The organism is Sporomusa sp. (assembly GCF_035561255.1).
Taxonomy (GTDB): Bacteria; Bacillota; Negativicutes; order Sporomusales; family Sporomusaceae; genus Sporomusa.
Window position 1 is genome coordinate 1 of sequence record NZ_DATMXX010000276.1, and the last position, 10000, is coordinate 10000.

General features: G+C 46.8%; 10 protein-coding genes and 1 riboswitch. Of the genes, 3 read left to right on the forward strand and 7 right to left on the reverse strand.

Going from position 1 to position 10000, the window contains the following annotated elements; genetic code table 11:
* The first annotated feature begins 54 nt into the window (after positions 1 to 54).
* The gene (locus VN379_RS15225; protein WP_325535332.1) at positions 55 to 495 is read left to right on the forward strand and encodes a hypothetical protein; all 441 of its coding nucleotides are present in this window, start codon (positions 55 to 57) and stop codon (positions 493 to 495) included.
* 71 nt (positions 496 to 566) lie between these two features.
* Here the strand turns inward: VN379_RS15225 and cooS are convergent, their stop codons facing one another.
* On the reverse strand, positions 567 to 2693 hold the full coding sequence (cooS, locus tag VN379_RS15230) for an anaerobic carbon-monoxide dehydrogenase catalytic subunit (protein ID WP_325535334.1): 2127 nt from the start codon (positions 2691 to 2693) through the stop codon (positions 567 to 569).
* Between the two features lie 155 nt (positions 2694 to 2848).
* Between cooS and lepB the strand changes: the two genes are divergently transcribed.
* A complete protein-coding gene (gene lepB, locus VN379_RS15235) occupies positions 2849 to 3412 on the forward strand; it encodes a signal peptidase I (RefSeq protein WP_325535336.1) in 564 nt (187 codons plus the stop codon).
* 66 nt (positions 3413 to 3478) lie between these two features.
* Here the strand turns inward: lepB and VN379_RS15240 are convergent, their stop codons facing one another.
* The 4 genes from VN379_RS15240 to metX form a co-directional block, all read right to left on the reverse strand.
* Positions 3479 to 4222, reverse strand: a complete 744-nt coding sequence (locus tag VN379_RS15240; RefSeq protein ID WP_325535337.1) for an ABC transporter permease — start codon at positions 4220 to 4222, stop codon at positions 3479 to 3481.
* Between the two features lie 285 nt (positions 4223 to 4507).
* Positions 4508 to 5410, reverse strand: coding sequence for a LysR family transcriptional regulator (locus tag VN379_RS15245; RefSeq protein ID WP_325535339.1), 903 nt, complete (start codon positions 5408 to 5410; stop codon positions 4508 to 4510).
* A gap of 118 nt (positions 5411 to 5528) precedes the next feature.
* Positions 5529 to 5696 (reverse strand): hypothetical protein, encoded by a 168-nt coding sequence (locus VN379_RS15250; protein ID WP_325535341.1) that lies wholly within the window; start codon positions 5694 to 5696, stop codon positions 5529 to 5531.
* Positions 5697 to 5840: 144 nt separating this feature from the next.
* Entirely contained in the window at positions 5841 to 7037 is a 1197-nt protein-coding gene (metX, locus tag VN379_RS15255; RefSeq protein ID WP_325535343.1) for a homoserine O-acetyltransferase MetX, read from the reverse strand.
* 93 nt (positions 7038 to 7130) lie between these two features.
* A riboswitch (SAM riboswitch) is annotated at positions 7131 to 7242 on the reverse strand.
* A 180-nt stretch (positions 7243 to 7422) separates the two neighbouring features.
* On the opposite strand from metX, the gene VN379_RS15260 reads away from it, so the two are divergent.
* Entirely contained in the window at positions 7423 to 8058 is a 636-nt protein-coding gene (locus tag VN379_RS15260; RefSeq protein WP_325535344.1) for an endonuclease III domain-containing protein, read from the forward strand.
* Between the two features lie 2 nt (positions 8059 to 8060).
* On the opposite strand, the gene VN379_RS15265 is transcribed toward VN379_RS15260, so the two are convergent.
* Complete coding sequence (locus tag VN379_RS15265; RefSeq protein ID WP_325535346.1) at positions 8061 to 9170, reverse strand: double-cubane-cluster-containing anaerobic reductase; 1110 nt, start codon at positions 9168 to 9170, stop codon at positions 8061 to 8063.
* 35 nt (positions 9171 to 9205) lie between these two features.
* A partial coding sequence (locus VN379_RS15270; protein ID WP_325535348.1) for an acyl-CoA dehydratase activase occupies positions 9206 to 10000 on the reverse strand: 795 nt, incomplete at its 5' end.

Sequence of the window (10000 nt, forward strand, 5' to 3'; positions counted from 1 at the left end):
ACATATTAAAATATACCCAACTTAGCTAAGGAAATAAGCTATGGAGGTTTTTAAATGAATAAATTTTGGGGCCGTTTACTAATTACAGTTCTCATGCTCGTGTTTTCTATGTCTACTGCGTTTGCTGCACCAGCGATTGTAGGTGTTAGGACAGATGTAATGAGTAATTTTTACAGGAACATGCCGACGCTTGAAGGCATCAATATTGTCCCGGCTGCCGATGCCCAATATCCAGATTTCCCCAAGCCAACTGCCGCTTTGTTTTTTGAAGTAAAGGGGGCCAATGATTTCTACGTACTGAATGCCGGCACCATTACACCTTACACAATAGTTTCAAGAGCTAACGGAATCATTACCGTCAAAATACTTGAAAAAGACATCCACTCCTATTCAGGTCTGGGTAACCCGATAACCAGGAAATGGGCATCCTTTACTATCAGACCTGCAGATTTATCCGGCGACAGTATTACTGTAACGCCCCGCTGGCTGCAGTAATGCAGAAAAAGATTGCCACGCTACCGCTAAGCGATAACGTGGCAATCTTTTTTTACATTCAGCCGTGCTTACTAATTCAGTCCCAGCTCTTTGCGTTTCTTTTCAATATGATCCACATAGATTTGCACCGTCTTGTCAGCACTGGTTTCGACCGTGAGTTTCCCCAGCCCCAGGGTTTCAGTGGTCTCGGTCAGTGTTTTAACCACAAGATCGCTGCCGGTGACTGACGGTACCGGGGCGACATGTACCAGCCACCCTAAAGCGATTGCAGTACAGGCATCAGCAACAGCCTTTTGCTCCAGATACTCAGGGGCACCGATGACAATTGGCAGCATATTGGTATCCACACCCAAAGCATCGGCAATTTCTTTGGCTGTTTGGGTCATCTTACCGATATCGACACAGGCGCCATAGGAGAGCACAGGCGGAATGCCAAGGGCTTTACACACCTCTTTGAGTCCAGGCCCGCATTCTTCGGCAGCCTGCGGATTGGTTAGGCCGGTATATTCCATCACCGAGGAAGTACAGCCACCTGATAAAATCAGAATGTCTTTTTCGATTAAGCCTTTGGTGATGCGGAAGATATTACTGCCGCCCTGACCATAGCGGGCGGTAGTGCAGCCGACAATTGTGGCAATACCCCGGATTTTACCGGCAGCAATGGCATCAATAAGCGGTTTCCAGGAACCGCCGAGTGCTTCTTTGACCGACTCGGTGCTAAAACCAATCATGCACCCTTCAGATACGTGGGGTGGAATGTATACCTCCCGGTTTTCGGCTTTGCGTTTGCTAAAAGCAGCAATTGCCATATCGAGGATTTTCTCCGCCTGTTGTTTCATCTCTTCAGGCTTAAACTCGACAACCTCGGTGCCTGGCAGACGAATGACTTCATGGGTGCTTACCATCGTGGTACCAAACCGTTTGGCATAAAGTGGCAGGGTAGGAATGGTGCAGTTATAATCAAACATAAAGAGGTCCACAGCGCCGGTTGCCAGGAGATACTCCTCTGAGAGCCACTCGCCCTCTTGCCCGGCGTAAGCGCTCATCGCCCCGGTATCGCTATAATTTAACAGTTGCTGGCCTTCGCAGACATGGCCAAGTATCTGGAGACCACTGGCCCCGGCCTGCCTGGCTTTGTCCTGCCACTCAGGTGTAGAGGCCAGCTCAATAACAACATGAGCGGTAAGGGGCATATGGCCATTGGTAATTACATTAACCATCTCTTTTTTGAGCAGTCCCATATTCTGCTTGGCAGTACGGATTTTTTGCGTACCCATAAGTATTTCCTGAAGAATATCAAGTGCAAACAGCCCCTGGTATTCATTGATTATACCCAGCCGGACAGAGGTTAACAAAAAGTCGACTGCATCAGCGTTGAGATTAGTCATGCACTTGGTTTGCGCAAAACCGACCTCGCTGAAACCACCGCCGGGGAAGATATTCAGCTTACGCCACAGTTCCTGGCGTTTGGGAGGAGCAAAGGCTTTAACCATAGCTGCTTCTTCCCAGTAAGGTTTGCCCATATCCGCAAGAACCCAGTTAGCAAAGTTGACTGCTACTTTATTAATATCCTCATGGCTGTTTAGGCCTGCCATTTCCGCGTATTTTAAGAGTTTTTGGCTGTCCCGTATTTTAAGGCCGCTATCCGGTTTTTCGGCAGCCGCTTTCAGGGTACGAGCTGCCTGCTGGGCATGGAAGATATTAGCTGAGGTTCCAATAGTAACATGCCGGTACACAAAGTTCCTCGCAACCATAACATCGGCATCAACACCACAGTTGCCGCGGGGCGCCTTGGCACTGATCCGGCAAGGTCCGTTAGCACACAGCTGGCAGGACAGGCCGGAAGAACAGAAGCTGCAGCGGATTTTTTCCTGTTGCTCAAAGCGGTCAAATACGTTGGTTAAACCCTGGGCATGAACGTGCTGATACATCTCGCGCATGGCCGGGTCAATAATAACATTAAGTGGAAAACCGTCCTTACTCTGGTCATGCACCTTGATGTGTTCCCGTTGCCATTTATGTACCTCAGGCATAGAGGCAGGGGCTTTTTCAATATCATAATACTTTCGGGCATTCTTATGCACATCGAAATGCTCGTCCGGATTATTGGTGCCGCTGGCGTCACCTTTATTGGGCACTGATTCAACATCACCACGGCTAGTAGTATCATCGCTTTTAATTAGGGTATCATTAGCCATATATACTGTACCTCCTTTGAATTTCTGGTTTAGTTTGTTACAAAAGAGGTTTTTTATATACGCACTTACCAATAATTCCATCTATCCTACTTGTAATAATCCTTGCTCCCAGCAAAGCTATCTGTTAAAATTTTAATGTTAGGGGGAATTCAATAATGAAACTCATTAAAGAGATTGCCGACTGGACATACAGCCTGGCCGTGGCCTTAGCGCTGGCCATTGTGATTAACGCTTTTGTATTTCAGCCCACCCGGGTCGTAGGAAGCTCGATGGAGCCCAACCTGCACAATAATGATTATGTATTTGTATCAAAGTTGTCCCATACCTTTGCCAATGCGCCTGAGTATGGCGACATTGTTATTATTGACAGCCGCGTATTCCGCGATCGCAGCGTTAAGGATGACCTTGCCGACCCAGTTTCCACATACCTTAGTGTTGCTAAACTGGCTGAGGTCGACAATCATATCTGGATTAAGCGGGTTGTTGGCAAGCCTGGCGATACTATTGAAATCAAGGACGGCAAGGTATATCGTAACGGAACACTGCTTGACGAACCTTATATTAAGGAAGCCATGCGCGCTGCCGTTCCTAAGAAAGTTATTGTTCCACCAAGTCAGGTGTATGTGTTAGGCGATAATCGTAATAACTCCAGTGACAGCCGCTATATTGGTCCTGTTCCGGTCAGTCATGTGCTGGGAAAAGTAGTTATGACCTTATAAATGTGACAAACGGGTAGAGTGTCTATACACTCTACCCGTTTTTTCGTTTCAGTAGCTGTTACTGATCTAGTCCCTTACCCGAATCATAGTCCAAACCCCGATAGCGAGCAAAAGTACGGTATATACTACCAACACACCAACAGAAACCCAGGGTGTCTCCATACCCGCAGCAATGGCCCGCAACGCATAGGTAGCATGGGTTAACGGCAACAGGTCAATAAACCAGCGCAATGCCAGCGGCAGTCTATCCGGCGTAAAAAAAGTAGCACATAAAAATGACATTGGCAGCAGTACATAGGTGCTAAAACTAGCCATATCTTCATGCGAATTGATCAGCATCGCCGCCACCAGCCCCATGGCGGCAAACAGCAGACAGGTAAGCGCCAGGGTCAAAAGAAAGCCTGGACTTATGGCAAAATTAGCACCAAAGAAGAATGCCAGCACAAAAATTATCGCACATGAGATCAGACCCCGGAGCGCCCCGGCCAACACCTTACCAGCCACAAAAGATCCCGGACTGACCGGCGCAATCAGGTATTCCTCCAGCGTTTTATGGTATAACCGGCTCATATTGAGCGGTGAACCCACAGCACTGAAACTGATATTCATCGCATTAAGCGCCATAATGCCTGGTAAAATAAAATCCAGATAACTCCCGCCATTAACGGTAAGACTACGCCCCAAGCCCCAGCCAAACGCCACCAGATATAATACCGGACTAATCATCCGGGACAAAACAAATTTAACCAGCCGCCGGTTTAATACTACCCAGTCCCGCCAAAATACAGTACAAACATCCTCAAATCGCAAAATGTCTCCAACCCTTCACGCTCATTTTCTTAGATTATACTTTTTTGTATTTCGCGCTGCATAAGCAAATATCCTGTACAAACCCATTGTGGCACAAAAAGAGAATAGCCAATCCCATAACTTTAAGTAATAGCAGGTATTCTTATTATGTATTTTACCTTTATCCCTACAAAGTGTAAACTACACATAGGCATTAAATATGCCCACGTCATAAGCCTAAAGACCAGGTGTCTAAGGCTTTTTTTTTTGTCCAAAAAGCCGGCCGCTGCGTGTTTATGCCCGGCTTTATTCCAGTTTCACTTCAACGCCAAATAGACAGGCAGCATATTTTAGCCACTCACGGGCGGCAAAGGAGAGATAGGTATCTTTCTTCCAGATTACAGCCAGATGCCAGGGTCTGATTTCTTCAACAAGCGGCAGTGCCTTGACAACATCACGGCTAAGTTTGTCACATACGATCTTAGGTAACAGCGCCACTCCCAATTTAGCTGCCACGATTTCCACCATAAAATCCCATTGGGAGCTTTCACATAATACCTTCGGCATAAAACCGTATTCACGACATTTTTCGATAATATGATCATGCAGGGCAAAATCCTTACGGAACATAACCACAGACTCGCCGTCCAGGTCGGTAATATGGGCAATACCCTGTGCAGCCAGCCTGTGTTCAGGGTGCACGATGAGCAGGATTGGGTCTTTGATGAAAGCAAACATAGAAAAATTAGTTTTATTTTTAACAGGCAATACAACAACACCGATCTCCAGTTCACCTGCTTCAACCATACTTTCGATTGCTTTAGAGCCAACCTCTATTAACTCAATAAGTATATCAGGGTATTTTTTCTTAAATTCCCCGATAGCTATCGCAAAAAAGTTCGTCTCAACCATCGGCGGGATACCAATACTGATCTGACCCTTGCGTCCAGCCATTAAATCATCAAGATCAACAGCGACATTGTTAAGTGATTCAATAATCTTAATACCGCGTTCATGGAGAGCCTGTCCGGCATCAGTCAGCTTAATCTTACGAGCCGATCTGTCAATCAGAATTACCCGGAGTTCGTCCTCCAGATTGCGCACCATCTTGCTGATTGAAGGCTGCGAGACATGCAGAACCTGAGCAGCTTTGGTAAAACTCCCCTGTTTCGCCACTTCAATAAAATATGTCAAATGCAGAATATCCACGCCAGTTGTACCCCTAACATCAAAATAAGGTATATAGTTCTAGAAAAGAACTATATACCTTATACTATGGCTGGCCTTACCAATAATTGTCAAGACCATTTTCAGATTTGTACTACACTTACGAGGGTACTGCGCGATCCCAGAATTCTTTTGTCTGGGTTATGTCCCGGGTAACAGGAATGGGCACAACTTTTTCCCTTTTATCAACAAGCACACCCTGTTTTATTGCTTCATTATCATTGTACGGCATTTTATAGCCGAATATCCATGTTAGTAACCCTTGCATATACTTTCTCCCCTTTACCTAAATGCCTACTGCTTATCTTTAGTGTAAGGGTACTTGACAATTAAGTAAAATATCTATTATGCATAGGCATAATTACTTGCGGTTATAGGAGGAGAAAAAGGTTTATAAGCATTCCTCACTGAACTAAATCTCCGGTATCAGGCGAGCCCCCAGATAGGCCAGGCTGGAAGGCCGGAACCTAAACCACTGCCTAATTGGCACGGCAACAGGCGCCTGCAAGGCAGAATTAATAAACTTTGTTAATATTGGCCGCAACAATTGGAAATCAATCAGAAATCCGTCATGCCCGTGTGGACTGTTAATAATAGCCAGCTCAGTACGAATTCCCGCCCTGCGCAAAGTTTCCGCCAATTCTTCCTGCTGATGCGGCGGATATAAAATATCTGAACTTACCCCTACAATAAGTACCCGGGCATCGATACGGCTCAGAGCCTCTTCATAGGATGAATAACCGGCGCTTATATCGAAAAGATCAAGTGCCCGGAGCAGATAGAGATAGGAATTCGCGTCAAATCTTTTTACAATACTTATCCCCTGATAATCAAGATAGTTTTCTATTTCGAACTGCCCGCTGCGTATACGACGACCAAATTTATACGCCATAGACAGCTCACTTTGATAGGTAATCATACCAAGAGCCCGGGCTGCAGCCAGGCCTTTTTCCGGTCCCCGCCCCCCATAGTAATCACCATTGTTCCAGGCAGGATCAAGCATGACTGCCTGACGGCCCACCCGGTTATAGGCAATGGCCTGTGGCGCTGCATAACCGGGAGCGGCAATCACAATAGCGGCATCGATAAAGCCCGGGTAACTTACCGCCCATTCAAGCGCCTGCATCCCGCCCATTGAACCGCCAACCACCATCGCAAGATGATGAATCCCAAGTACATCAAGCAGCCTTTTCTGCGCCCGCACCATATCTTTAATAGTAACCTCAGGAAATTGCATACCATAAGGTCTACCGGTAGCCGGGTCAGGCGAAGCAGGGCCTGTTGTCCCCTGACAGCCGCCAAGTACATTGGCACAAATGACATAAAACCGGTCAGTATCAAGCGTCCGTCCCGGGCCAATTAAGGGTTCCCACCAGCCTTGTTCATCATAGTGCTCATGCGAGGCAGGATGGCTGTCACCAGTCAGTGCATGAGCCACCAGGATAACATTATCACGGTCATCTGAAAGCGTACCATAGGTTTCATAGGCAACCGTTATATCTGTCAAACAGCCGCCTTGCACCAATTCAAACGGGTTCTCCGGGCTGGCTATCTGGGCCTGCTTAAGCTGTGACCGCCATTTAAAGCCAGGGAAAAAGGTAACAACCATGGACTACGCCCCCTTCTTTTAAGCTATTTGTAGCTAACATGTAAAAATAAATGCCCCCTCATAGAGGGGGCATATGTACATATACCTAATCCCCTCTCATCTCCCAGGAATATCTACTGATTCCTGCTGGAATTAGCACCTTACGCGTAAATACGCCGGTTGCCGGGTGTCATCGGGCCAGTCCCTCGACCTCTCTGGATAAGAGTTAGTATGAAATTATTGGCTAGTTGTATAAATGATATCGAAGCTGAAACCATTTGTCAAGTATATCCTGCAAATATTACTGCAACCTGGAGAGGAATTTTCAGGCCGAACATATTATAATAGATACATGGATTTCGTCCCCAAAATAAGCCGCTCAGGCATAAACGTAAGGAGCCTTATTATGAATGGATTACATGAGTTATACAATACCCTGCTGAATGCCTACGGTCAACGGAATTGGTGGCCTGCCAAGACCCCCTTTGAAATGATGGTTGGTGCCATCCTGACACAAAACACCACCTGGACCAATGTAGAAAAGGCTTTAGTCAACTTAGGCGACCGGTTATCCCCAACCTTTATCGCCGGGGTAGATCTCGGCGAACTGGCACAGCTCATTCGTTCCAGCGGGTACTATAATCAAAAAGCCGTCAAACTAAAAGCACTGACACAATGGTATGCGGGCTATGGGTACAATATTGAAAAAGCAGCCGCAAGCGACGGCGAAGTACTCCGGACTGAACTGCTTGCCGTAAAAGGTGTCGGCAGGGAAACCGCTGATTCTATCTTGTTATATGCCCTGAACAAACCCTTTTTTGTGGTGGATACCTATACGAAACGCATATTACACAGGATTGGTTATGATATACCCGGTACCTATGACGGCTTGCGGCTGGAGATTGAGGAAAATCTGCCCAGGGATGTGTATCTCTATGGTGAATTTCATGGTCTTATTGTTGAGCATGCCAAGCGACATTGCAAAAAGAAGCCCTCCTGCGAGGGCTGTCCTGTTGAGAGCGTTTGCCGGCAACGCAGCTAAGTTTAGGCCATCATCTCCAGAAAAGCCTGTACCCTTGTTTTAATTTGCTCAACGTCACCCTGGGAATAATCGGTCTCTATCTGCAGAAATGGGGTATTACCGTTCTGTTTTAGAAACTCTTTGACTATCCGGCTCTCAACATTGTAGGTATGGCAGCCCTGCCAGGTAATATCAACAACACCGTCAACCCGGTAATCCTTAACCAGCTGGACAAGCTGCTGCATACGGGTAGGATTCGGGCTCATACATGAACAGGGAATTGCCAGATATTTTTCGGCAATAGCAACAAGGGGTGGCTTTGTTTCGTCTACAAGCGTAACATACTGCTTCATGCCTGAACAGTTTTCAATGTACACAACAGCCGCATCACAGTCTTCTACAATCTTTATCACCTTGTCAGCACCTACGCCTGTCGGCACACCGGTAACCAAAATCCGTTTTGCCCCTTTAGGCTTCGCAGCTTCTCCGTTGGCTACGCTATCCTCAATATCACTGATAACAGCCTTAATTTGCTCGGCGAACTCAGTCCGGTCTGTTACGAAATTCCGGCCCCAGAGAAGCTTCAGAAAGTCTTGTCCAGTCATTGGTACCGGGTCATTTTTCATATATTCTGCCAGCTGCTGCATCAGCCGGCGTTCTTCATTAAGTACTTTTATCGCGTCCTGCAATTTTTCATCAGTAATTGTAGTGCCAAGCTCAGCTTCCAGAAGCTCTTTTAATAGCCTTACCTCATTTAGCCAATAAGCCTTATCACTTTCGTCAAGATAACTCTGGGGCATTTTCATTACATGCACAGGCTTAAAGGTTTTCATAAGCTCAAACATTTTTTTCTTACCGTCGCAGGTTGTTTCGCCAATAATAAGGTCCGCATATAGAAAATAGGGGCACTTATCGGTTACCGCCAGACCATAGGAAGACTTGATGAGCGGGCAAAAGTTGCGAGGCAGTGTTTTTTCGCCGTCAGGGATTCCTTCTTCTTTGGTTGCACACAGGGAAAACCCCAAAGCACCGGCCGCCAGCACCAGTTCCTGCGGGGCATAAACACAGTAAAAACCTACAACTTTTTTCCCTGTTTCCTTAATATCTTTGAGCATAGTAAACGCATCTGCCATTAACTTCTCCCCCATTTATATGTATTTAATAAAAACTACCTGGCAGCATCCCAAGCATATAATGCCGCCCCAATTGATCCGGCAAATATCGCCTGGGCAGAGGTAATAACCGGCAAACCCAGCCTGGCCTCAAGCTGCAGCCTGAGTGCCCTGTTTTGAGCCACACCGCCGGTGAAAGCAACCGGCGCCAGCGGTTGAATCGCGGCTGCCATAACTGCCACCCGGTTAGCAATCGAAGTGTATAAAGCAGCAATGATCGCTTCACGGGAAACACCTCGATTAACAAGACCGATAACCTCAGATTCGGCAAATACTGTACACATAGAGTTTATCGTACACACCTGGCCGCCAGCATCGGCCTCAATACTCCCAATATCAGCAACATCAAGCCCCAACGCATTAGCCATAACCTGCAAAAACCGGCCTGTCCCGGCTGCACATTTATCATTCATGATAAAATCCTGAACCTTACCACAGTCATCTACCCTAATGGCTTTAGCATCCTGTCCGCCAATGTCAATGACCGTCCTGGCCTCAGGCAATAAATAACCTGCCCCTCTGGCATGGCAGGTTATTTCTGTCATGGCTTTGGTTACAAACGGTAGATTGAGCCGCCCATAACCGGTTCCCACGATATATGCAGCTTGCGTATGGCCTTGTCCGGCAAGCACGGTCTCCAGCAAACCGGCAGCCTGTTCTTTCGGGTTCCAGCTGGATGGACTGAGGCTGTTTTCGAATGTTTCACCATCGTACAAGCTAATTTTAATCGCCGAAGAACCAGCATCAATACCAACAACTATTTTATCTTTCATAAACCACCTATCTGTCTC